Source organism: Atlantibacter hermannii (assembly GCF_009907385.1).
Classification (GTDB): Bacteria; Pseudomonadota; Gammaproteobacteria; order Enterobacterales; family Enterobacteriaceae; genus Atlantibacter; species Atlantibacter hermannii_A.
Genome location: NZ_JAAATR010000026.1, coordinates 97,445 through 121,282 on the forward strand (window position 1 = coordinate 97,445; position 23,838 = coordinate 121,282).

The 23,838-nt window shown below is 55.5% G+C and carries 20 protein-coding genes; 4 read left to right on the forward strand and 16 right to left on the reverse strand.

From position 1 onward, the window contains the following. Positions 1-10: 10 nt before the first annotated feature. Positions 11-811 carry a glucosamine-6-phosphate deaminase gene (gene nagB / locus GV764_RS08305; protein ID WP_161659742.1) on the reverse strand — a complete coding sequence of 267 codons (801 nt, stop codon included), beginning with the start codon at positions 809-811 and terminating at the stop codon, positions 11-13. Between the two features lie 324 nt (positions 812-1,135). On the opposite strand from nagB, the gene nagE reads away from it, so the two are divergent. Both nagE and glnS read left to right on the forward strand, forming a co-directional pair. Next, a complete protein-coding gene (nagE, locus tag GV764_RS08310; protein WP_161659743.1) occupies positions 1,136-3,172 on the forward strand; it encodes an N-acetylglucosamine-specific PTS transporter subunit IIBC in 2,037 nt (678 codons plus the stop codon). A 176-nt stretch (positions 3,173-3,348) separates the two neighbouring features. Next, a complete protein-coding gene (glnS, locus tag GV764_RS08315) occupies positions 3,349-5,016 on the forward strand; it encodes a glutamine--tRNA ligase (protein WP_161659744.1) in 1,668 nt (555 codons plus the stop codon). A 123-nt stretch (positions 5,017-5,139) separates the two neighbouring features. Here the strand turns inward: glnS and GV764_RS08320 are convergent, their stop codons facing one another. The 5 genes from GV764_RS08320 to ybfF form a co-directional block, all read right to left on the reverse strand. Continuing rightward, positions 5,140-5,754, reverse strand: a complete 615-nt coding sequence (locus tag GV764_RS08320) for a helix-turn-helix domain-containing protein (protein ID WP_161659745.1) — start codon at positions 5,752-5,754, stop codon at positions 5,140-5,142. 304 nt (positions 5,755-6,058) lie between these two features. Then, positions 6,059-6,511, reverse strand: a complete 453-nt coding sequence (fur, locus tag GV764_RS08325; protein ID WP_161659746.1) for a ferric iron uptake transcriptional regulator — start codon at positions 6,509-6,511, stop codon at positions 6,059-6,061. A 293-nt stretch (positions 6,512-6,804) separates the two neighbouring features. After that, entirely contained in the window at positions 6,805-7,335 is a 531-nt protein-coding gene (gene fldA, locus GV764_RS08330; RefSeq protein WP_201743106.1) for a flavodoxin FldA, read from the reverse strand. A 149-nt stretch (positions 7,336-7,484) separates the two neighbouring features. Beyond that, complete coding sequence (ybfE, locus tag GV764_RS08335; protein ID WP_183170933.1) at positions 7,485-7,766, reverse strand: LexA regulated protein; 282 nt, start codon at positions 7,764-7,766, stop codon at positions 7,485-7,487. A gap of 142 nt (positions 7,767-7,908) precedes the next feature. Continuing rightward, complete coding sequence (ybfF, locus tag GV764_RS08340) at positions 7,909-8,676, reverse strand: esterase (RefSeq protein ID WP_161659748.1); 768 nt, start codon at positions 8,674-8,676, stop codon at positions 7,909-7,911. Positions 8,677-8,857: 181 nt separating this feature from the next. On the opposite strand from ybfF, the gene seqA reads away from it, so the two are divergent. After that, positions 8,858-9,400 carry a replication initiation negative regulator SeqA gene (gene seqA, locus GV764_RS08345; protein ID WP_144128992.1) on the forward strand — a complete coding sequence of 181 codons (543 nt, stop codon included), beginning with the start codon at positions 8,858-8,860 and terminating at the stop codon, positions 9,398-9,400. Positions 9,401-9,424: 24 nt separating this feature from the next. Further along, positions 9,425-11,065 (forward strand): phosphoglucomutase (alpha-D-glucose-1,6-bisphosphate-dependent), encoded by a 1,641-nt coding sequence (pgm, locus tag GV764_RS08350; RefSeq protein WP_161659749.1) that lies wholly within the window; start codon positions 9,425-9,427, stop codon positions 11,063-11,065. Positions 11,066-11,120: 55 nt separating this feature from the next. Here pgm and potE read toward each other — a convergent pair whose 3' ends face one another. The 10 genes from potE to kdpF all read right to left on the reverse strand — a co-directional run bounded on the left by potE (position 11,121) and on the right by kdpF (position 23,697). Further along, complete coding sequence (gene potE, locus GV764_RS08355) at positions 11,121-12,434, reverse strand: putrescine-ornithine antiporter (RefSeq protein ID WP_161659750.1); 1,314 nt, start codon at positions 12,432-12,434, stop codon at positions 11,121-11,123. Continuing rightward, complete coding sequence (gene speF, locus GV764_RS08360; RefSeq protein WP_161659751.1) at positions 12,431-14,629, reverse strand: ornithine decarboxylase SpeF; 2,199 nt, start codon at positions 14,627-14,629, stop codon at positions 12,431-12,433. Before speF ends, potE begins: the two co-directional genes overlap by 4 nt. Positions 14,630-14,898: 269 nt before the next feature. Then, the gene (gene speFL / locus GV764_RS08365; RefSeq protein WP_106875989.1) at positions 14,899-15,003 is read right to left on the reverse strand and encodes a leader peptide SpeFL; all 105 of its coding nucleotides are present in this window, start codon (positions 15,001-15,003) and stop codon (positions 14,899-14,901) included. Between the two features lie 473 nt (positions 15,004-15,476). Next, positions 15,477-15,893: a cell envelope integrity TolA C-terminal domain-containing protein gene (locus tag GV764_RS08370; protein WP_161659752.1), complete on the reverse strand. Its 417-nt coding sequence runs from the start codon at positions 15,891-15,893 to the stop codon at positions 15,477-15,479. 27 nt (positions 15,894-15,920) lie between these two features. After that, positions 15,921-16,598, reverse strand: coding sequence for a two-component system response regulator KdpE (gene kdpE, locus GV764_RS08375; RefSeq protein ID WP_161659753.1), 678 nt, complete (start codon positions 16,596-16,598; stop codon positions 15,921-15,923). Then, positions 16,595-19,279, reverse strand: a complete 2,685-nt coding sequence (gene kdpD, locus GV764_RS08380; protein ID WP_161659754.1) for a two-component system sensor histidine kinase KdpD — start codon at positions 19,277-19,279, stop codon at positions 16,595-16,597. The genes kdpE and kdpD overlap by 4 nt, the downstream gene beginning before the upstream one ends. A gap of 2 nt (positions 19,280-19,281) precedes the next feature. Next, the gene (kdpC, locus tag GV764_RS08385; protein ID WP_161659755.1) at positions 19,282-19,854 is read right to left on the reverse strand and encodes a potassium-transporting ATPase subunit KdpC; all 573 of its coding nucleotides are present in this window, start codon (positions 19,852-19,854) and stop codon (positions 19,282-19,284) included. Between the two features lie 10 nt (positions 19,855-19,864). Beyond that, positions 19,865-21,913 (reverse strand): potassium-transporting ATPase subunit KdpB, encoded by a 2,049-nt coding sequence (gene kdpB, locus GV764_RS08390; protein WP_161659756.1) that lies wholly within the window; start codon positions 21,911-21,913, stop codon positions 19,865-19,867. 18 nt (positions 21,914-21,931) lie between these two features. Continuing rightward, complete coding sequence (kdpA, locus tag GV764_RS08395) at positions 21,932-23,608, reverse strand: potassium-transporting ATPase subunit KdpA (RefSeq protein ID WP_161659757.1); 1,677 nt, start codon at positions 23,606-23,608, stop codon at positions 21,932-21,934. Beyond that, a complete protein-coding gene (gene kdpF / locus GV764_RS08400; RefSeq protein WP_125294524.1) occupies positions 23,608-23,697 on the reverse strand; it encodes a K(+)-transporting ATPase subunit F in 90 nt (29 codons plus the stop codon). The genes kdpA and kdpF overlap by 1 nt, the downstream gene beginning before the upstream one ends. Positions 23,698-23,838 lie beyond the last annotated feature (141 nt).

Consider the following 23,838-nt stretch of genomic DNA (forward strand, 5'->3'; position numbering starts at 1 on the left):
AAATACTGACTTAAAGACCTTTGATATTTTCTGCTTCGAGTTCGGTAAAGTATCTCAGCGTCTTCACTTTGAGCTCCATGGTAGACGGCTCATCGCAAACGATCACGGCTTTAGGATGCAATTGCAGGCAACTGATCGTCCACATATGGTTCACATTGCCTTCCACCGCCGCCTGTAGCGCCAGTGCTTTCACATGACCCAGCACCAGAATCATCACCTCTTCGGCATCCAGCAGTGTGCCGACGCCTACGGTCAGAGCATATTTCGGTACCTGGCTGACATCACCGTCGAAGAAACGGGAGTTTGCCACGCGAGTGTCATGGGTCAATGTCTTAATACGGGTGCGGGAAGCCAGCGAGGAAGCCGGTTCGTTGAAGGCGATATGACCGTCATTACCGACGCCGCCCATAAACAGGTGAATTTTGCCGTAGGAGCGAATTTTCTCTTCGTACTGACGGCATTCTGCGTCAATATCCGGCGCGTTGCCATCCAGTAAGTTGATGTTTTCAGCAAGAATATCAACGTGGTCAAAGAAGTTGCGGTGCATGAAGCTGTAGTAGCTCTCCGGATGCTCTTTCGGAAGGCCGACGTATTCATCCATATTAAACGTGACGACATGTTTAAAGCTCACCTGGCCCGCTTTATGCATCTCTACCAGCGCTTTGTATGCTTCCAGCGGTGTGCCGCCGGTCGGCAAACCCAACACAAAAGGACGATCTGCTGTCGGTTTGAACGCATTAATGCGGTTCACAATATGGCGCGCTGCCCATTTACCGACCTGCTGTGCCGTTGCCAGGGGAATCAGTCTCATTATTCACCTCAGATAGTTAATTTAAAACAGACGGGCGGAACATACAGTTAGTGTAAAACGGTTCCTTTTATCGTGCCTGTCAGGAACGTTCCGCCTTGATTTTTTGAATCATAAAATAAGTTTTGGGAGTTAGCCAGTGTAATGGGGGGTGTATAGCGATATTTGGTGATAAATCTCACAAAAAATGCGCGTTTAATTTGCGATACGAATTAATTTTTCACACACTTCCGGTGTGATGCGCAACGTCACCGCATTTTTCAAGGTTGGTTACACAATAAAAAAACGGCTTTGAAAGAGCCTTATCAGGTCTCATAGGGGGATAAAGTGAGTATTCTAGGTTATTTGCAACGAGTAGGCCGGGCGCTAATGGTGCCGGTTGCTACCCTGCCTGCAGCAGCAATTCTGATGGGGGTAGGTTACTGGATTGACCCGGTTGGCTGGGGTGGAGATAACGCGCTTGCGGCATTCTTCATTAAGTCTGGTTCTGCCATTATTGATAACATGTCGGTTCTGTTCGCCATCGGTGTGGCGTACGGGATGTCTAAAGATAAAGACGGTGCGGCGGCGCTCACCGGGTTTGTCGGCTTTTTAGTGTTAACGACTCTCTGCTCGCCGGCAGCGGTCTCGATGATCCAAAAAATCCCTGCCGATCAGGTCCCCGCGGCGTTTGGTAAAATCAATAACCAGTTCGTTGGTATCCTGGTGGGTATTATCTCTGCGGAACTGTACAACCGCTTCAGCGGCGTTGAGCTGCCAAAAGCGCTGTCGTTCTTCAGCGGCCGTCGTCTGGTGCCTATTCTTACCTCTTTCGTGATGATCGTGGTGGCGTTCATCCTGATGTACATCTGGCCAATGATCTTCGACGGCCTGGTGACCTTCGGTGAACATATCCAGAAGCTCGGCTCCGTCGGCGCGGGCGTTTACGCCTTCTTTAACCGCCTGCTGATTCCGGTCGGCCTGCACCACGCGCTGAACTCCGTGTTCTGGTTCGACGTGGCGGGCATCAACGATATTCCTAACTTCCTGGGCGGCGCGCAGTCTATCGAATCCGGTAAAGGCATTGTGGGTATCACCGGTCGTTATCAGGCGGGCTTCTTCCCAATCATGATGTTTGGTCTGCCTGGCGCGGCGCTGGCGATTTATCACTGCGCACGTCCGGAAAACAAAGCGAAAGTGCTGGGTATCATGATGGCGGGCGCGTTTGCTGCCTTCTTCACGGGTATCACCGAACCGCTGGAATTCTCCTTCATGTTCGTTGCGCCGGTGCTGTATGTGATCCACGCCGTTCTGACGGGTATTTCGGTATTTATCGCGGCCAGCATGCACTGGATTGCCGGTTTCGGCTTCAGCGCCGGTCTGGTGGATATGGTGCTGTCGACCCGTAACCCGCTGGCGACCCAGTGGTACATGCTGATCGTTCAGGGTCTGGTGTTCTTCGTTATCTACTACGTGGTGTTCCGTCTGGTTATCACCAAATTCAACCTGATGACTCCGGGTCGTGAACTGGCCGTTGCCGGCAGCGAAGCGGATGGTCAGGATGTGAACGTCAGCGGCACCAAAGAGCAGGATGTCACCGGTCTGGCGCGTCAGTACGTAGCGGCAGTCGGCGGTTCCGATAACCTGACCGGTATTGACGCTTGTATTACCCGTCTGCGTCTGTCCGTGAAAGACTCTTCCCGCGTTAACGAAGCCCTGGCGAAACGTCTTGGCGCTACCGGCGTTATCCGTCTCAATAAAACCGGCGTACAGATTATCGTTGGCTTTATGGCGGAAAAAATCGCCGATGCGATGAAAACCGTGGGCAACGTACCTGCCGCCGCCCCTGCCGCCGGTGAAACTGCGCCGGTTGCAGCACCGGTTCAGACGGCGAAACCGCAGGCTACGCCGAATACCACCACCACTATCGCCACGCTGGTAGCGCCGGTGACCGGTGATGTGGTTGCGCTGGACGATGTTCCGGACGAAGCCTTCGCCAGCAAAGCAGTTGGCGACGGCGTGGCGATTAAACCGACGGCCAAAACCGTGGTTTCACCCGCCGCAGGCACCATCGTTAAGATCTTCAACACCAACCATGCGTTCTGCCTGGAAACCGAAAACGGCGCTGAAATCGTTGTCCATATGGGTATCGATACGGTGGCGTTGAACGGTCAGGGCTTTAGCCGCCTGGTCGAAGAGGGTGCTGAAGTGACGGCGGGCCAGCCAGTTCTGGAAATGGACCTGGACTTCCTGAACGCCAATGCGCGCTCCATGATTAGCCCGGTGGTTTGCAGCAATATCGACGACTTCAGCGGCCTGGTGATTAAGGCGCAGGGTCAGGTTATTGCCGGTCAAACCCCGCTGTATGAGATTAAAGGCAAATAATCGCTCCTGAGTAACAGGTTGCCTTAAGCGGCGGAAGAGAATTCCGCCGCTTTTTTTATGCGAAATCGCCGCAACGCAGCGGTAATTGTGTTTTTGTGCAACTAATGGTTGTGTCCCGTCTTAGGTTATAAGATCATTCACCGTTATCTATTTTGCGAAGCTTTGAGGAATGCGCGATGAGTGAGGCTGAAGCCCGCCCGACTAACTTTATTCGCCAAATCATTGATGAAGATTTGGCCAGTGGAAAACACTCGACTGTTTACACCCGTTTCCCGCCTGAGCCGAACGGTTATTTGCATATTGGCCATGCAAAATCGATCTGCCTGAACTTTGGCATCGCCCAGGATTATCAGGGCCAGTGCAATCTGCGTTTCGATGACACTAACCCGGTAAAAGAAGATATCGAATACGTTGATTCCATCAAGAACGACGTCCAGTGGTTAGGTTTCCAGTGGTCAGGAGACGTGCGTTATTCCTCTGACTACTTCGACGCGCTGCATCAATACGCCGTTGAGCTGATCAACAAAGGCCTGGCTTACGTTGACGAACTCTCTCCGGAGCAAATTCGCGAATATCGCGGCACCCTGACCCAGCCGGGCAAAAACAGCCCGTTCCGCGATCGCAGCGTGGAGGAAAACCTCGCGCTGTTCGAAAAAATGCGTAGCGGCGGTTTTGAAGAAGGTAAAGCCTGCCTGCGCGCGAAAATCGATATGGCGTCGCCGTTTATCGTGATGCGCGACCCGGTGATTTACCGGATTAAGTTCGCCGATCATCACCAGACCGGCAGCAAGTGGTGCATCTACCCGATGTACGACTTTACCCACTGCATCTCCGATGCGCTGGAAGGCATCACCCATTCGCTGTGTACCCTCGAATTCCAGGACAATCGCCGTCTGTATGACTGGGTGCTGGATAATATCACCATCCCGGTTCACCCGCGTCAGTACGAGTTCTCTCGTCTGAATCTTGAGTATGCGATTATGTCCAAGCGCAAACTCAACCTGCTGGTGACGGAAAAGATCGTCGAAGGCTGGGATGACCCGCGCATGCCGACCATTTCTGGTCTGCGTCGTCGCGGTTATACCGCTGCCTCTATCCGCGAATTCTGCAAGCGCATCGGCGTGACCAAGCAGGACAACACGGTAGAAATGGCTGCGCTGGAAGCCTGCATCCGCGAAGATCTCAACGAAAACGCGCCGCGCGCGATGGCGGTTATCGACCCGGTGAAACTGGTGATTGAGAACTATCCGCAAGGCCAGAGCGAAATCGTTGCGATGCCGAACCATCCGAATAAGCCGGAAATGGGCAGCCGCGATGTGCCATTTAGCGGTGAGGTGTGGATCGACCGCGCCGATTTCCGTGAAGAAGCCAACAAGCAGTATAAGCGTCTGGTGCTGGGGAAAGAAGTTCGCCTGCGCAACGCTTACGTGATCAAGGCCGAACGCGTTGAGAAGGACGCTGAAGGTAACATCACCACTATCTTCTGTCGCTACGATGCAGAAACGCTGAGCAAAGACCCGGCTGATGGCCGTAAAGTGAAAGGTGTCATCCATTGGGTAAGCGCCAGCCATGCGCTACCGATCGAAATTCGCCTGTACGATCGTCTGTTTAGCGTGCCGAATCCTGGCGCTGCAGAAGATTTCCTGTCGACCATCAATCCGGAATCGCTGGTCATCAAACAGGGCTTTGGCGAGCCAGGCCTGCAGAACGCGGAAATGGGTAAAGCGTTGCAGTTCGAGCGCGAAGGATATTTTTGCCTCGACAGCAAATATTCCACCCCTGAGCATCTGGTGTTCAACCGTACCGTAGGGTTACGCGATACCTGGGCGAAAATCGGGGAATAACCCGTACCTGTCACCGCTAAAACGCCGCGTCATGCGGCGTTTTTTTTGGGTTGTTATCCGTTAAAGGCTTATTAAAAGTCAAACACTCAGATTTTTAACGAGTGTGTTTGGCTATTTACGGTATCAATTTAATTTTTCTGGTAGCTGATTGATAGTCAGCAACTTGCCTCTTTTAACATCAATATAATTTTTTGCCCGCAGCGCGGATAAAACCTTCATGACAATACTGCGGGATAAGTTGGTTCGTTTGACGATAAAATCCGCCACATTGATTTTTGCGCGCATGAATTCATCTAACTGATTGAGATGAAGAATATTTCCCTTAATCATTTGATAACTGTTTCTTCCCATCATCATCTCATCACGATACAGCAAACTTTCAATATGCCAGGATAACACGGCAGGTATCAAATGCAGCGAATGATTCTCCTCCAGGCGCTGCATAAAAGCCTCCAGAGGCACGAGTTGGAAATGGCACTGAGAATCGGCATAAATACGAAGATAGGATAACGTCTGGGGATTACCGCTTAAACCAAACAGCGCGGGCGCCGTATGCTTCTCAAATAATAGCCTGTCGCTGCTACGAATGAGGGAAAACTGGCCGCCATGAATCAGCGTAACGGTATGCGCTTTTATCGGTATTAACGTATATCTCTCAACGCGTGTGAGTTTGTTGTAATCCGTGAATAAATCCGTTAAGCGATATAATTCAGAGAGAGGTTTTTGCGGTAATGTCATTGCGATTAACCAGATTTATATTATCGAATGCGATGTTAGCTGGTATTTTAATGGATGGTATTTTTAAACCGCAATGCAACAATCGGGCAGGCTGACTTTAATGCCACATTATATATCCTAACTTACTGAATTTTAGAATTATTGATAAATTCTTAAAGTGTAATTAACGATATTTAATTTATTACAGGATTTACTTAGATGTTCTTTTATTTATTGCTCTGGAATGCATTATTATATTGAATTATTATCCAAAAAAAAGCCGACATTAGTCGGCTTTTACTGGAATGAGTGATTCTAAAAAAAATTATTTCTCTGTGATTTCATGAGCATTTTCATCTTCGCGGCAGTCGCCTTCCGCGCAATGCCCATACAGATACAGACTGTGGTTTGTTAAGCGAATACCATGGCGGGACGCAATTTCACGCTGGCGCGCTTCAATGGAGTCATCGCTAAACTCAATCACTTTACCGCAGTCCAGGCAAATGAGGTGATCGTGATGATGCTGCTGAGTCAGTTCGAAAACCGATTTACCGCCTTCGAAATTATGACGCGTAACAATACCAGCATCATCGAACTGATTAAGCACACGGTAAACCGTCGCTAAACCAATCTCTTCGCCCATATCAATCAGGCGTTTGTATAAATCTTCCGCACTGACATGGTGGTTGTCCGGCCCCTGCAACACTTCGAGGATTTTTAACCTCGGAAGCGTGACTTTCAGGCCAGCCTTCTTCAATGCGGTATTGTTGTCAGTCATGCGGAATTTGTCCTGTTACGTAACGATTCGCTCCTCAGGGAGCAAGAGATCGAATGCAAGGCATTATGCGTTTCATTATAGAACTGCCATGCCTAAATGAAAACTGCAACTGCCTTGCTAAAAAATACCCAAAATCGTGGCGCTGCCTGCATTTGTTGCAAAATCACCCGATGCGTGAGGGTTGTATTGTACAGGTCTGTAGGCAAAAGTTAAAAATTTGTAGCAATTATTTTTATCGCTTTTGCCTATCAATGGCAGAATAAAGGCGCTAAGGGGTTTAGCGCCTTGAGTCATCAGGCGTTGATGATGTCTTGCAAATGCAGCTCTTCAGAAACCTGGTTCACCCATTTTTCTACGCGTTCAGCAGTGAGTTCAGGCTGGCGATCTTCATCGATAGCTAAACCCAGGAAGTGATCGTCATCTGCCAGGCCTTTAGAGGCTTCAAAGTGGTAACCTTCGGTCGGCCAGTGGCCAACGATGGTTGCGCCGCGTGGTTCGATAATGTCGCGCATAGTGCCCAGCGCATCACAGAAGTATTCAGCGTAGTCTTCCTGATCGCCGCAGCCAAACAGGGCAACCAGCTTGTTGTTAAAATCGATTTCTTCAAGGGTAGGGAAGAAGTCATCCCAGTCGCACTGCGCTTCGCCGTAGTACCAGGTTGGAATACCCAGCAGCAGAATATCAAAACTTTCGAGGTCTTCTTTGCTGCTTTTAGCAATATCACGCACTTCAGCCACATCTTTACCAAGCTGTTTTTGAATCATTTTTGCGATATTTTCAGTATTGCCGGTATCGCTGCCGAAGAAAATGCCTACGATTGCCATGAGTAAAATAACCTCTTGAAACTTAATGAGATGGTTGAGGCAAAAAGCCTACAGATAGGGCAATCATAGCAGAACAGACAAGCTGGCGGAAATGTCTATCACGGCCATGTGCACAGTCTGCTACATTGTGCCGTGTTTTTAGATAACTCTCAGTCCTTCAGGGCCGCAAGTTGTGACAGCAGAATATCTTCGATTAATTCGCTGCGGCTGATATTGCGGGCTTCCGCCAGCATGTTGAGCGCCTCAACGGCTTCAGCGTTCAGTTTAAGCTCAACGCGCTTGAGCCCACGTACTTTGTCACGCTTCAACTGGTTGCGCTTATTGATGCGCAACTGTTCATCGCGTGACAGCGGGTTAGTCTTGGGTCTGCCCGGGCGGCGTTCGTCCGAGAACAGATCTAATGTCGTACGGTCCGTTTGTTCTTTGGCCATGATGCGCGTTTTGACAGGGAAAACAGGGTGCAGGAGCGGGGCTCGGATGCAGTTAAGCGCGCCATCATACATGAGGGAATCCGGAGCGCCAACGCGTTAACGGCACTCACACTTATCAGCCGCTCTATTTTTAACCAGCTTGTTACACATCATCAAGGTAGCGGCGGATGGCCCGCACCACGGCCTGCGGTTTTTCGGCATGAACCCAGTGACCCGCTCCAGCCACGACATGCGCGCGCGCCTGAGGAAATTGCGCCAGCAGCGCGTCGCGATGGGTTTCATCCACATACGGCGAATGGCCGCCGCGAATAAACAGCGCAGGGCGATCCCAGGCGGGCACCGTTTCCCAGCCGACAATGTGTGAATATTGATCCCAAAGGACCGGCACATTGAAGCGCCACTCGCCGGCGACGAAAGACTTCAGCAAAAACTGGATCACGCCGTCTTCCTGGATATGCTCGCGCATCAGCGCCGTCGCGTCCTGGCGCGAGGTGATGCCGGCTTCAGTGACCGCATTGATCGCAGCGAAAATCTCATCATGCCGCCGCACCTGGTAATCCACTGGCGCAATATCAATCGCCACCAGTTTATCGATGCGTTGCGGCGCGATTTTGGTCGCCGCCATCACCGCTTTGCCCCCCATGGAGTGGCCGATAAAAGTGGCTTTGTCGATACTCAGTTCGTCAAGCGTATCAATCAGGTCCTGGGCCATGGCCGGATACGTCATGACATCGCTGCGCGGCGATAACCCGTGATTGCGCATATCCACCTGGATAACGTCGAAATCGGAAATCAGTTCGCGCGCCAGCACGCCCAGGTTATCCAGGCTGCCGAACAGCCCGTGGACCAGCACGATCGGCGAGGCGTTATGCGATTGTTGTGCAGATTGCGCTCGGGTATGTAATTTCATGGCAAAGTTCTTTTTTTGCAGGTGTCAGGTTAGGGTATTATGTTGAACATTCTGCCGCCCGGTCGCAAGATCCAGTTAAATCTGACTTTTGCCGCCACCCTGGCTTGACGCTATCCGCTGTTGGGGTTTGATCCTATACTCCCAACGATTTGTATTCAGAAAGATATCGCACTGGATTAAAATGAAAACGATTGAAGTTGATGACGACCTTTATCGCTATATCGCGAGCCACACCCAGCACATTGGTGAAAGCGCGTCCGACATTTTGCGTCGCATGCTGAAATTCAACCCCGCGCAACCGCAGGCCGAGAAACCGGCAAAAGAGAGCAGCGCGGCCGTCGCCGTGATGGAACAGAAACCCGCCAACAACCCCAAAGATCGTGTGCGCGCCGTTCGCGAGCTGCTGCTTTCTGACGAGTACGCGGAGCAAAAACGCGCCGTCAACCGTTTCATGCTGGTGCTGTCTACACTCTATACACTGGATCCAAAAGCGTTCGCCGATGCCACCGAGTCGCTGCATGGCCGTACCCGCGTCTATTTCGCGGGCGATCAGCAAACGCTTTTGCAGAGCGGTAATCAAACCAAACCCAAACATGTGCCAGGTACGCCATACTGGGTAATTACCAACACCAATACCGGTCGTAAATGCAGCATGATTGAGCACATCATGCAGTCAATGCAGTTCCCGGCGGAATTGATTGAAAAGGTTTGCGGCACCATTTAACTAATGCGTCAAAAGGACCAGGCCATGGCAATTCATAACCGTGCAGGGCAGCCTGCACAACAGCGTGATTTGATTAATGTTGCCCAACTCACCGCACAGTATTACGTGCTGAAACCGCAGCCGGGGAACAGCGAGCATGCGGTGAAATTCGGGACTTCCGGCCATCGCGGCAGCGCGGCGCGCCACAGCTTTAACGAGCCGCATATTCTGGCGATCGCGCAGGCTATCGCCGAAGAGCGCGCTAAGAACGGCGTGACTGGCCCTTGCTATGTAGGTAAAGACACGCACGCGCTTTCCGAACCGGCATTTATCTCGGTGCTGGAAGTGCTGGCTGCCAACGGCGTGGATGTGATTGTTCAGGAAGATAACGGTTATACCCCGACGCCGGCTGTGTCCAACGCGATTCTGGTGCACAACCGCCAGGGCGGAAAGCAGGCTGATGGGATTGTCATCACGCCGTCCCATAACCCGCCGGAAGATGGCGGCATCAAATACAATCCGCCTAACGGTGGCCCGGCAGACACCAACGTCACCAAAGTGGTGGAGGATCGTGCCAACGCCCTGCTGGCAGAGGGCCTGGCGTCGGTGAAACGCGTTTCGCTGGATGAAGCCTGGGCGAGCGGCCACATTACCGCCAAAGATCTGGTGCAGCCGTTTGTTGAAGGGCTGGCGGATATCGTCGACATGGCGGCCATTCAAAAAGCGGGCCTGACGCTGGGCGTCGATCCGCTGGGCGGTTCCGGTATCGATTACTGGAAACGCATCGCGGCGCACTACAACTTAAATCTGACCATCGTTAACGATCACGTCGATCAAACCTTCCGCTTTATGCACCTGGATAAAGACGGCGCGATCCGCATGGACTGCTCGTCCGAATGCGCGATGGCGGGCCTGCTGGCGCTGCGTGACAAATTCGATCTGGCGTTTGCCAACGATCCGGATTACGACCGTCACGGTATCGTTACGCCGGCAGGGTTGATGAATCCTAACCATTACCTGGCCGTGGCGATTAACTATCTGTTCCAGCATCGTCCGCAGTGGGGCAAAGACGTCGCGGTGGGTAAAACCCTGGTGTCTTCCGCGATGATCGACCGCGTGGTCAACGATCTGGGCCGCAAACTGGTTGAAGTGCCGGTGGGCTTTAAATGGTTTGTTGATGGCCTGTTTGACGGCAGCTTCGGCTTCGGCGGCGAAGAGAGCGCGGGCGCTTCGTTCCTGCGCTTCGACGGCACCCCGTGGTCCACCGATAAAGACGGCATCATCATGTGTCTGCTGGCGGCAGAAATCACTGCCGTCACCGGTAAAAACCCGCAGCAACATTATGACGAGCTGGCTAAACGCTTCGGCGCGCCGAGCTACAACCGTTTACAGGCGTCCGCGACCTCCGCGCAGAAAGCCGCGCTGTCTAAACTCTCTCCGGAGATGGTCAGCGCCAGCACCCTGGCAGGCGATCCGATCACTGCGCGCTTAACCGCTGCGCCGGGCAATGGCGCATCGATTGGCGGCCTGAAGGTGATGACCGACAACGGCTGGTTCGCGGCGCGTCCGTCCGGCACCGAAGATGCCTACAAAATTTACTGCGAAAGCTTCCTGGGCGCGGAACACCGTGCGCAGATTGAGAAGGAAGCGGTAGAGATTGTCAGCGAAGTACTGAAAAACGCCTGATAACGTTTAAAGAAAAAGGGAGCCTCGGCTCCCTTTTTTACTGCTGCGTTTTCGGTTAACCGTGTTTGTTAGTCAATTCAAAGCGCGGTGATACCAGCCCGTACAGCGTCCAGCCCATAAAGGTCACAATAGCGCCATACAGCATCGCTTCGGAACCGGAAGAGTAGAGCGCGTAGAAGCTGTAAATCGCCCCAACCAGCGCCACGAAGTTCGCCATTTTCGCTTTGCTCGGATCGACCTTCGCCACTTTCTGGATAATCACCAGCGCCGCCATCGACAGGATGTACGGAATGATGTTAGTGACAACCGCCAGGTTTACCAGCACGTTGAACTGGTTATTCAGCGACGGGCTGATGGTCATCAGCGCCAGTACGCTCTGGAAAATCACAATCGTCAGCATGCCCTTAACCGGCGCGTCGGCTTTCGACACCTTCGAGAAGATTTTCGGGAAATAACCTTCATCCGCCGAGGATTTAAACACCTGGGCAATCGTAAACTGCCAGCCGAGCAGCGAGCCGCAGCAGGACATCACCATCAGGCCCATGATCACTTTACCCACGGTAGGGGTGAACATTTGCGCGAAGGCCAGCCCGAACGGCGCGGTGGAGTTCGCCAGATCCATATTCGGCACAATCCCGGCGATCACGTTGGTCGAGACGATGTAGATCACCGCCGCGCCCAGCGTCCCGCCCAGTACCGCAATCGGCACGTTGCGTTCCGGGTTTTCCACCACTTCGGTATTGGCGCAGGCGGATTCCAGCCCTAAAAATGCCCACAGCGTCATGGCGATGGACGAGCCCACAGCGTCAAAGAACGGCACGTTGTGCGGGTTCCAGGATTCGGCGTACATCGACGGGCTGAACCAGAACCAGCCAATCACCGACAGACCGACCACCGGAATGATCACGCCCCACACGGTAATACCGCTGAGTTGCCCGGTGATGCGCGCGCCGCCAAAGTTAGCGACAGTGCAAATCCACAATACGCAAATGGTGGCGATGCCAATCTGCACCGGGCTCAGCGTCGCGCCGAACAGCTCGCTGCCGTAACCGACGGCGGAAATCGCAATCGCCACGTTGGCGATCAGCAGCGATACCCCGTAGGTGTAGTTGGCCATAAAGTTGCCGGATTTACCGAACGCGTACTCGGCATACCCGCCCATGCCACCCGATTTACGGCTGAACATCCCGCACTTGGCAAACGCCCAGGCCAGCGCCATCGATCCTAACGCCGTCACCAGCCAGGAGATAATCGAGATCGTCCCCACTTCGGCCAGTTTGGTCGGCAGCATGATGATGCCGGAGCCCATCATGTTCACCATCGTCAATATTGTGAGCGGCACCACGCCCATCTTATTGGATTTACTCATAATCTGATTTCCTTTTGTGCTGACGCTTTCACCACGGCCTGCTTGATAACGTGGCACCACACCTGTTTACGACCGTCCTGCTCCTCGACATACACGCCCTGCAGTTCCGGCGCGAAGCCCGGCAGCAGGTTGATGCCTTCCTCCAGCGCCTGGAAGTAGCGCAGCACCGCGCCGCCCCAGATTTCGCCCGGGACCACGCACAGTACGCCCGGCGGGTAAGGCAGCGCGCCTTCCGCCGCCACGCGTCCTTCCGCATCGCTGAGTTTCACCAGTTCGGTTTGCCCACGGATAAAGGCGTAGTTAGCGTCCTGCGGGTTCATCACCACGCGCGGGAAGTACGCTTTACGGAACATTTCTTTCTGAAGCTGCTTCACATTGTGGCTGGCGTAGAAGTCATGCATTTCCTGGCACAGCTGACGCAGGGTGTACTCGCCGTAGCGATCCTGATGCTGTTTCCAGAGCGACGGCAGCACTTCACTCAACGGCGCGTCGTGCTCCAGTAACTGCTCGAAACGTACCAGCAGCGCGACCAGCTGTTGCATTTTGCCCATCTCTTCAGCCGGGGTGAGCAGGAACAGGATCGAGTTGAGGTCGCATTTCTCCGGCACCACGCCGTTTTCACGCAGGAAGTTGGCAAGAATGGTGGCCGGTACGCCAAAGGTGTCGTACTCGCCGGTGGCGGCATTGATGCCCGGGGTGGTCAGCAGCAGTTTGCAGGGGTCGACGAAATACTGATGCTCCGCATAGCCTTCAAACGCATGCCATTTGTCGCCGGGAACAAAGTGGAAGAAGCGCAGATCGCGGGCGATCTGTTGGGTATCCCAGCTTTCCCACGCTTTGCCGTCAACGGTCGCGGGGACGAACGGACGGATATGGTGGCAGTTATTGAGGATCAGCTTACGGGTGTCGATACCCACTTCCACGCAGTTCATCCACATTTGCTTGCCGCCTTCGCCTTCATGCATCCGGGCGTTAACGTCCAGCGCAGCAAACAGCGGATAGAAAGGGCTGGTGGAGGCGTGCATCATAAACGCGTTGTTCATGCGCTTATGGGAAACATAGCGATCCTGCCCTTTGATATGGCTGTCTTTTTTATGGATTTGCGAAGTCTGGGAGAACCCGGCCTGCTGTTTATGCACCGACTGCGTCACCAGGATACCCGGATCGTTTTCGGTCAGTTCCAGCAGCAGCGGCGAACAGTCCGCCATCATGGGGATAAACTGCTCATAGCCCACCCACGCCGAGTCGAACAGGATGTAGTCACACAGGTGACCAATCTTATCCACCACCTGGCGCGCGTTATAAATGGTGCCGTCGTAGGTGCCTAACTGGATCACCGCCAGGCGGAACGGACGAGCGTCCTGAGCACGGTCGGCGGCCACTTCGCGGATGCAGTCGCGCAGATAGCGTTCTTCGAAGCAGTGAGCGTCAATCCCGCCGATAAAGCCATACGGGTTACGCGCCGTTTCCAGATAAACCGGCGTCGCACCGGCTTGCAGCAGCGCGCCGTGGTGGTTCGACTTATGGTTGTTGCGGTCGAACAGCACCAGGTCGCCCGGCGCCAGCAGCGCATTCAGCACCACTTTGTTGGAGGAAGACGTGCCGTTGAGCACAAAGTACGTTTTATCAGCATTAAACACTTTGGCAGCATGTTTTTGTGCCGTGCACGGCGCGCCTTCGTGGATCAGCAAATCGCCCATCGCCACGTCCGCATTACATAAATCAGAGCGGAACAGGGTTTCGCCAAAGAAGTTCACGAACTGATTGCCCGTCGGGTGACGGCGGAAGAACTGCCCCCCCTGGTGGCCGGGGCAATCAAACGCGCTGTTGCCTTGTTTAACGTAATCAACGAGGGCGCGGAAGAACGGCGGTTTCAGGCTGGTTTCGTATTTCGCTGCGGCGGCCTCAAGCTGGCGGCCATAGAATTCTGAACGAGACTCGCTGATTTCAAACACGCCGTTGATACGCGCTAACCAGTGTTCGGGCACGCGTTCATTATTATGGGTCGCAATAAAAATCGGCAGACCAAAACCGGTACGCTCGATTTTATCAATAATACCGTTATCGATATCGGCCAGCGCCACGACGGCGGCAGCGATATCAATAAAATCGGTATCCATAATTGAAACGACTTCCCGTTGAGTATTAACGCAGTCCGGACAGATGCGGCTAACCGCAATTTTTAACTTTTGCATGGTGATCCTGAAATTTAAGCAATACATTCCCGCAATTTCTTTATTGAAGAAATTGAGTGGTGCCGGAAATTAAGCAAAGGAATATCGTGCAGCCAAACGGCAGCAAAATAATCGACGCTATTTTTTAGGATGAATAAAGCCCGTCAATCCGGCGATTGAAGTAAATAATTGGCTTTATCAGAGATCAGACGCGAGCGCGCGCAGGCATTAAAACCCAAAAGCAAAGGGTATGAAGAGGCCTGTGCTACGGCGCACCTGCCAGGACGTGACTATCGGGCGTTGAAGAAGTGAAAATCGAAGCTATTACGATGGGCAAACATCATTATATGTGTGGTTCGCCTTATATGCGGCATTAACCGGTTGTTGTTTTCCATAATTAAATCCTTTTCAAAATAAAGGCGGGGCTATTTTAGCTCTGGAAAAAGGATAAACCGTGATGAGTATCAATAAAATGATTGAGTTTCACTACATATACGCATCAGGACAAATTAATACAGAGTATTCCACTGCAATTTACCTGCGTTATTAGTGGATGTGTTTGTGTAACAATCTTTGGTGAGTTTATTTAACAAGCCCTGACTGATCTGAGTTAAGGAATGAATTAACCGAGTGGTTAATTATTCGTTATAACGTTTTTGTTATTCAGATTTATTCACCCGGAGTGGATTGAAGAGACATAATTACACTACTGCAAAAGAACAGTGTGAAGGGTAAGCGAGGCGGCGCTGGGGATGCATAAAAATGCAGAGTAATAACGGGTAAACACAATTATTTATCACCGCAGCAAAAATAATGAAAATCAGTTTCAGCCGCTTTTTATTAACAAATTACCGCCTCAGAAACAGGTTTATCGGGGGATTAAATCAACGATAAGCCCCTGTTGCAGGCGATCGACCAGAGCGGCAGGCGGTGGGGGAAGGGTATGCAGCGATGTGGCGGCCATCATCACACGCTCGCACCAGTTTTCATCACCTCCCACGCGCGCCACGTCCAGAACGGTGCCGTCTCCGTCCGCCGCAATGCGTAAGGTGCACAACTTGCCTGCCCAGGGACGGGTGTCGCCTGCTCTGGCGTAAATCTCTTCAATAATGTTTCGCGCATAATCTTCATCGTTGGGCGCATTCCGCTGGCCGACCGGGAACGACAGGCCTGCGCCGACCCCTACGCCTGGCGAGCCCGTTCCCACGCCCAGGCCGAGTTGCGTGCCGGTACAGGCGCAAAGCGTTAACGCGACAACCGACAAGGTGAGGATCTTGTTCATCATGGATACTCTCGGTAATTGCTGTTTTTATTACAGCATAAACCGATAGCCTATGCCTGTTTCAGTGAGCAAATGTCGGGGGCGAGCCGGATCGATTTCCAGTTTCTGGCGCAAATGGCCCATATAGATGCGCAGATAGTGGCTGTGCTCCACCGCATTCGGCCCCCACACCTGATTTAACAGCTGGCGCTGGGTCAGCACTTTTCCATGATGATTCAACAGCACCGCCAGTAACCGAAATTCGATGGGCGTTAGATGGATTTCCTGTCCATCTCGCGTAATGCGCCGCGCCGGGATATCCACGCTGATCCCCGAAAAGTTACAGGTCGTGTCACCCTCGGGTCTCGACGATTGCCGGCGCAGCGCCACGCGCAGCCGCGCCTGCAACTCGCCAATGCCGAAGGGTTTGCTCAGGTAATCGTCAGCGCCCGCGTCCAGCGCGGTGATTTTATCGGTCTCTTCACTGCGCGCCGACAGCACGATAACCGGCGCCTGGCTCCACAGGCGGAACTCATGAATAAAGCTGATGCCGTCGCCATCCGGCAGGCCCAGGTCGAGGATCACCAGATCGGGCTTGCGGGTGGCGGCTTCAATCAGCCCGCGCTGCAACGTTTCGGCGTCGTACACGCGCAGGGAATCCGCTTCCAGCGCGGTGCGCAGAAAACGGCGGATCTCTTTTTCATCTTCAATAATCAGAACGGTAGTCACAGAGCCTCGTGCATGTCAGCCATATCCGGCGGCGTAGGCAACGGCAACTGAATATGGAAACTGGCGCCGCCTTCGGGACGATTACCGGCGTATATTATCCCGCCGTGGACATCAACAATAGCCTGGCATATTGCCAGCCCAAGCCCAACGCCAGGGATCGCCGATTCCTTATCACCGCGCGAAAATTTTTCGAAAATCGCCTGCTCCTGGCCGGAAGGAATGCCTGGCCCGGTATCCCACACCTCAATATCCAGCCAGTTGGGCTGCATCTTGCTGCGAATGCCGATCTGCGCCGCGCTGCCGGCATATTTAACGGCGTTTTCGAGGAGATTGATCAGCACGCGTTCAAACAGCGGGCCATCGACATAAATCAGCTGCAACGGGTTGGGTAGATCCAGCGCAATCTGGCGTCCGGCCAGGCCGGGTTCCAGCATATTCAGGGCGCTACCCACCACTTCTTCCAGCGTGAGCCATTCGCGTTGCAGATTAAACCCGCCGGACTGAATGCGCGCCATATCCAGCAGATTATTCACCAGCCGGGTGGTATTCAGCACGTGCTGGCGGATGTCGCTGGCCTGACGGGCATGGGGGGAGCCTTCGCTTGCCAGATCGAGGGTTAACATTTCCGCCTGGCCGAACAGCACCGTCAGCGGGGTGCGCAAATCGTGGGACAGCGCCGCCAGCAGGGAGTTACGCAACTGCTCGCGCTCGCTGGTCAGCCGCGCCTGTTCTTCACTACGCGTCAGGGCCAGGCGTTCCAGCGCGTTCGCCGCCAGGAGCGTAAAGGTTTCCAGCAGGCGCTGCTGCTCGGGGATCATCAACAAACGCAGATTTGCGGGCTCGACAATCACCAGCCCAACGGTTTTGCCTGCGGCGCGCAGCGGCGCAATCTGATAGGGCACGCCGGGAAGCGTATCGGTTCCCGCGCCGGCGGGCTGGCCGTTATCAAAACTCCAGCGGGCGATGGCCTCATCCCAGAACGGCGTCACGCTCTCGTCGGGCTGCGGCTTTAACGCGCCGTGCTCGTTGGGCAACAACAGCTGGCTGCGGGCAAAAAACGTGGCATCGATAAACTGGCTGCTGGTGGCGGCGATATCCTGGGGGGTGCGGCCCACCGCCAGGGATTTGGATAACTCATACAGTGAACGGGTGCGCTGCTCGCGATAGCGGGCAACCCGCGCCTGGTAACGCACCCCGGCAGTGAGATTACCGATAACCAGCCCCACGGTCAGCATCACGCCGAAGGTGAGCAGATACTGCATATCCGACACCGCCAGGGTGCCGCGCGGATTGACGAAAAACAGATCGAAACTCAGCACGTTGATAAACGTTGCCAGCACCGACGGCCAGCGCCCGTAGAACAGCGCCACGACCACCACGCCCAGCAGATAGAGCATCACCAGGTTCGCCGCTTCGAAGGCGATCAGCCAGCGGCTCGCCAGCAGGGTGATGAGCGCACAGAGCGCCAGCGCCACCGCGCAGCCTTTAAGCTGGACGCGCCAGCGCTCGCTGAAACTGCGGCTATCATCAGTGTTAGCTGTCGGCGGGGCGGGGGCGTCTTCCAGCGCCACCACCAGTACATCCAGATCCGGCGCGTAGCGGTTCAGGCGATCGGCAAAAGTATCGCGCCAGAACAGGCGGCGCGGACGTTTGCCAATCACGATTTTGCCGAGATTGTGCTCCCGGGCGTAGCGCGCCACCGCTTTTTCTTCCGCCGATTCCGCAAGGGTAGCCGTTTGCGCGCCCAGCTCCTGCGCCAGGCTCAGCGCCTGCAAAATGGCGCGACGTTCCGTTTCCGGCAGGCGATGCAGGCGTGGCGTTTCAACGTAAATGGCGTGCCAGACGCTGCCAAGTTTTGCCGCCAGCCGGGCGGCGGCGCGCACCAGCTTTTCATGGCCGCCGCCGCGCCCGACGCACAGCAAAATCGCATCCCGGGTGTGCCAGACTTTCTCCTGACCGGGATTATCGCGCCAGGCGCGCATCTGATCGTCCACCCTGTCGGCGGTACGCCGCAGCGCCAGCTCGCGCAGGGCGATTAAATTGCCTTTACGGAAGAAATGTTCGATGGCGCGTTCCGCCTGGCCCGCGATATAGACTTTGCCTTCATGCAGCCGCTGGCGCAAATCGTCCGCCGGGAGATCCACCAGCACCACGTCGTCAGCAGCATCGAAAATCGGATCGGGTACGGTTTCGCGCACCTGGATCCCGGTCACACCGCCCACCACGTCGTTCAGGCTCTCCAGATGCTGAACGTTAACGGTGGTCAGCACATCAATACCTGCCGCCAGCAGCTCTTCCACATCCTGCCAGCGTTTTGGGTGGCGAGAGCCCGGCGCGTTGCTGTGGGCCAACTCATCCATCAGGATCAGTGCCGGATGGCGCGCCAGCGCGCCGTCCAGGTCAAATTCCGCCACCAGGCGGCCGCGATGCGCCAGCCGCTTTAACGGCAGCACCGGCAACCCTTCCACCAGCGCGGCGGTTTCCTGGCGACCGTGGGTTTCTACCACGCCCACCAGCACGTCCAGCCCCTGGGCGTGCAGACGCCGCGCCTCGGTCAGCATGGCGTAGGTTTTACCGACCCCCGCGCACGCGCCGAAGAATATCTTCAGTTTGCCGCGGTGTTGCCCGCTGGCGCGCGCCAGCAGGCGATCCGGATTGGGGCGCGAGGGCTCCTCAGTCATTTTCAGTCCTTATTGGCATCCAGCGCCAGGTTTAGCTCCAGTACGTTGACGACCGGCTTGCCGATAAATCCCGTCAGCGGCGTTGAAGTATGGGCCTTCACCAGCCGGGCAACGGTTTCCGCGCTCAGCTGGCGGGCCGCCGCGACGCGGGGGATCTGCCAGGCTGCCGCCTCGGGAGAAATCCCATAATCCAGGCCGCTTGCCGAGGCGGTGACCAGATCGACCGGCACCGTCGGGCTGGCGTTCGGGTTGGCGGCGCGTAACGCCGCCACGCGCGCGGCAATCTGTTTATCCAGCTCCGGGTTGCTGGCGGCAAGATTGCTGCCCCCGGATGCCAAAGGATTATAGGGCGTTTCGGCGGTGGCAGAAGGGCGGCCCTGAAAATATCCCGGCTGGGTGAAATCCTGGCCGATCAACCGCGAACCGCGCAGCCGATCGTGCTGATAAATCAGTGAACCGGCCGCCTGATCGGCAAACCACCATTGTCCCAGCAGGGTGGTTAACAGCGGATAAACGCCGCCGGTGATGAGCGTCAGCAACAGCAATAAAACGATACCCGGACGTAACATCGACATCTTTTTCTCCTTACACCAGGCCCACAGCCGTTAGCACTAAATCAATCAACTTGATGCCGATAAACGGCACCAGCAACCCGCCCAGACCGTAAATCCACAGGTTACGGCGCAGCATCGCGGCGGCGCTCAGCGGTTTGTAACTCACCCCTTTCAGCGCCAGCGGGATCAGGAAAATAATGATCAGGGCGTTGAAAATCACCGCGCTCAGGATCGCCGAAGCGGGAGAGTGCAGATGCATCACGTTAAGCGCGTTGAGCTGCGGATAAGTCACGGCAAACGCCGCCGGAATAATCGCGAAATATTTGGCGACGTCGTTGGCGATACTGAAGGTGGTGAGCGAGCCACGGGTCATCAACATCTGCTTGCCGATATGCACCACCTCAATCAGTTTGGTGGGGTTGGAATCAAGATCCACCATATTCCCCGCCTCTTTCGCCGCCTGGGTGCCGGAGTTCATGGCCACCGCCACGTCGGCCTGCGCCAGCGCCGGGGCGTCGTTAGTGCCGTCGCCGGTCATGGCCACTAAACGGCCCTGGCTCTGATACTGGCGGATCAGCGACAGCTTGGCTTCCGGCGTCGCTTCCGCCAGGAAATCATCGACCCCCGCTTCAGCAGCGATCGCGGCGGCGGTTAGCCGGTTATCCCCGGTGATCATCACGGTTTTGATGCCCATTTTGCGCAGCTCGGCAAAGCGCTCTTTGATGCCGCCTTTGACGATATCTTTCAGAGCGATGACGCCAAGCACTCTGGCGTTTTCCGCGACCACCAGCGGCGTGCCGCCGGTACGCGCCACGTTTTCCACCAGGCCTTCCACCGCTGCCGGGAACTGCCCGCCGTTGACTTCAACATGACGGCGTACCGCGTCCACCGAGCCTTTACGGATCATCCGCTGCTGGAAGTTAATCCCGCTCATGCGGGTCTGGGCGGTAAAGGGCACAAAGGTGGCCTGCAGCGTTTGCACGTCGCGCTCGCGTAAATTAAAGCGCTGCTTGGCGAGCACCACGATGCTGCGGCCTTCCGGGGTTTCGTCCGCCAGCGACGCCAGTTGCGCCGCATCGGCCAGGGTATGTTCATCAACGCCCGGCGCGGGAAGAAACGCCGACGCCTGACGGTTACCCAGCGTGATGGTGCCGGTTTTATCCAGCAGCAGTACGTCCACGTCCCCCGCAGCTTCTACCGCGCGCCCGCTGGTGGCGATCACGTTCGCGCCCAGCATCCGGCTCATCCCGGCGACGCCAATCGCCGACAGCAGCCCGCCGATGGTAGTCGGGATCAGGCACACCAGCAGCACCACCAGCACGGTGACGCTCACGGCATTGCCCGCCCAGGCGGAGAACGGCCACAGCGTGGCGGTCGCCAGCAAAAACACCAGTGTCAGCGCCACCAGTAAAATGGTCAGCGCAATCTCATTCGGCGTTTTGCGGCGCTGCGCGCCTTCAACCATGGCGATCATCCTGTCGAGGAAGGTTTCCCCAGGATTGACGCTGCACTCAATCACCAGCCAGTCCGACAGAATGCGCGTCCCGCCGGTGACCGAGGCGAAATCGCCGCCGGATTCACGGATAACCGGCGCGGATTCGCCGGTTATCGCGCTCTCATCCACCGACGCGCCGCCTTCCACCACTTCGCCATCGCAGGGGATAATATCGCCTGCTTCCACATACACCAGATCGCCTTTACGCAGTTCGGCCGCGGGGACTTTATCCCGCTGCGCGTCGTGGTGCGGCGCGCGCAGTTTGCGGGCCCATGCGGTTTTCTGTACCCCTTTGAGGCTATTGGCCTGAGCTTTGCTGCGGCCTTCCGCCAGCGCTTCCGCCACGTTGGCGAACAGCACGGTAAACCACAGCCACAGGCTGATGATCCCGGTAAACCCGGCGCTGCCGTTAAGAACGCCCGCAGCCATCGCCACCGCCAGCACGGTGGTTAACAGGCTACCGAGCCAGACGATAAACATCACCGGATTGCGCCACTGGGCGCGCGGGTTAAGCTTGATAACGGCGTCAATCATGGCCTGGCGAAGCAGTGCGCTATCGAACAGGGCCAGCGTCTTACGACTCATGAATCGCTCTCCGCAAGATTATTGAATAAAGTGATCCGCCACCGGGCCGAGGGCCAGGGCAGGGATAAAGGTCAACGCGCCCACCAGCAGCACGGTGCCGGTCAGCAAACCAATAAACAGCGCGCCGTGGGTGGGCAGGGTGCCGACGCTGGCCGGCTGGGATTTTTTCTCCACCAGCGAACCGGCAATCGCCATCACCGGGATAATCACCAGGAAACGGCCCAGCCACATGCAGGCGGCGAGCAGCAGGTTCCAGAACGGGGTATTGGCGCTCAGCCCGGCAAAGGCGCTGCCGTTGTTGTTGGCGGCGGAGGAGACGGCATACAGCACCTCGCTGAATCCATGTGGACCGGGATTCAACATGGCGCTGCGTCCGGCCTCGGTCATCATCGCCAGCGCGCTGCCGAGCAGTACCAGGGCGGGCGTGACCAGAATCGCCAGCGCGGTGAGCTTCATCTCCGGCACGTCGATTTTTTTACCCAAATATTCCGGCGTGCGGCCAATCATCAGCCCGGCGATAAACACCGCCAGCAGCACGAACAGCAGCATGCCATACAGGCCGGAGCCCACGCCGCCGAACACCACTTCGCCAATCTGCATCAGCCATAGCGGCACCATCCCGCCGAGCGCGGTAAGTGAATCGTGCATCGCGTTCACCGCCCCGCAGGACGCCGCCGTCGTGACCACCGCGTACAGACTGCTGGCGAGAATGCCGAAGCGGCTCTCTTTGCCTTCCATATTGATGGCGCTATCGGCCCCGAGCGTAACCAGGTGCGGGTTGCCGTGAGTTTCCGCCCACATCACCACCGCCGCGCACACCACGAAGATCAGCGCCATGGCGCCGAGGATCGCCCGGCCCTGACGGCGATCGCCCACCGCTTCGCCAAACGCCAGGCACAGCGCCGCCGGGATCAGGAAAATCGCCAGCATCTGGGCAAAGTTGGTTAATGCGGTTGGGTTTTCAAACGGATGAGAGGAGTTGGCGTTAAAAAAGCCGCCGCCGTTGGTGCCCAGCAGCTTAATCGCTTCCTGGGAAGCCACCGGCCCCATCGGCAAAACGTGCTGCGCGCCTTCCAGCGACGTCATCGGCAGGTAGTCGGAGAAGTTCTGGATAACGCCCTGCTGGATAAACAGCAGGGCCAGCACCAGCGACAGCGGCAGCAGTACCCACAGCGTAATGCGGGTGAGATCCTGCCAGGCGTTGCCCAGCAGCGTAGTGGAATGACGCGAGAACGCGCGGATCAGGGCGAACACCACCGCGATGCCGCTGGCGGCGGACAGGAAGTTCTGCACCGTCAGCCCGGCCATCTGGCTTAAATAGCTGAGCGAACTCTCCCCGGCATACGCCTGCCAGTTGGTATTGGCGACAAAGCTGACGGCGGTATTCAGCGCCAGATCCCACGACATCCCCGGAAAGCCTTGCGGATTTAACGGCAGGTGGCCCTGCATCATTAACAATGTAAACAGCACTGCCAGGCCAAATGCGTTGAACAACAGGATCGCCAGCAGATATTGCCGCCAGTTCATCTCCTCGTCGCGAATGCCGCACAGCGGCCACAACAGCGATTCGACCCGACCCAGCACCGGCAGCGGTTGCCCGTCGATCAGTCTGGCTAACAAAGTTGACAACGGTTTCGCGAGCGCCAGCAGCACCGCGAGAAACCCGGCAATCAGTAAAAACGCGCTGGAAACCATCAGAATGCCTCCGCGTTAATCAGGGCATAAATCAGATAGCCGATTAACAGAAATACCAGCACCACGCCGGCAATCACACCTGCACTCACGATCCACCTCCATTGGGGAAACAGGAATGCAACAAGGGTAAAAACTGGCGTGCAAAGATGTTGTAAAAAACCGCCCCGGCAGGTGTAAAAAAAGTATAAAAATCCAAAAGACCATTATTTAACTAATGGTTAGTAAAAATT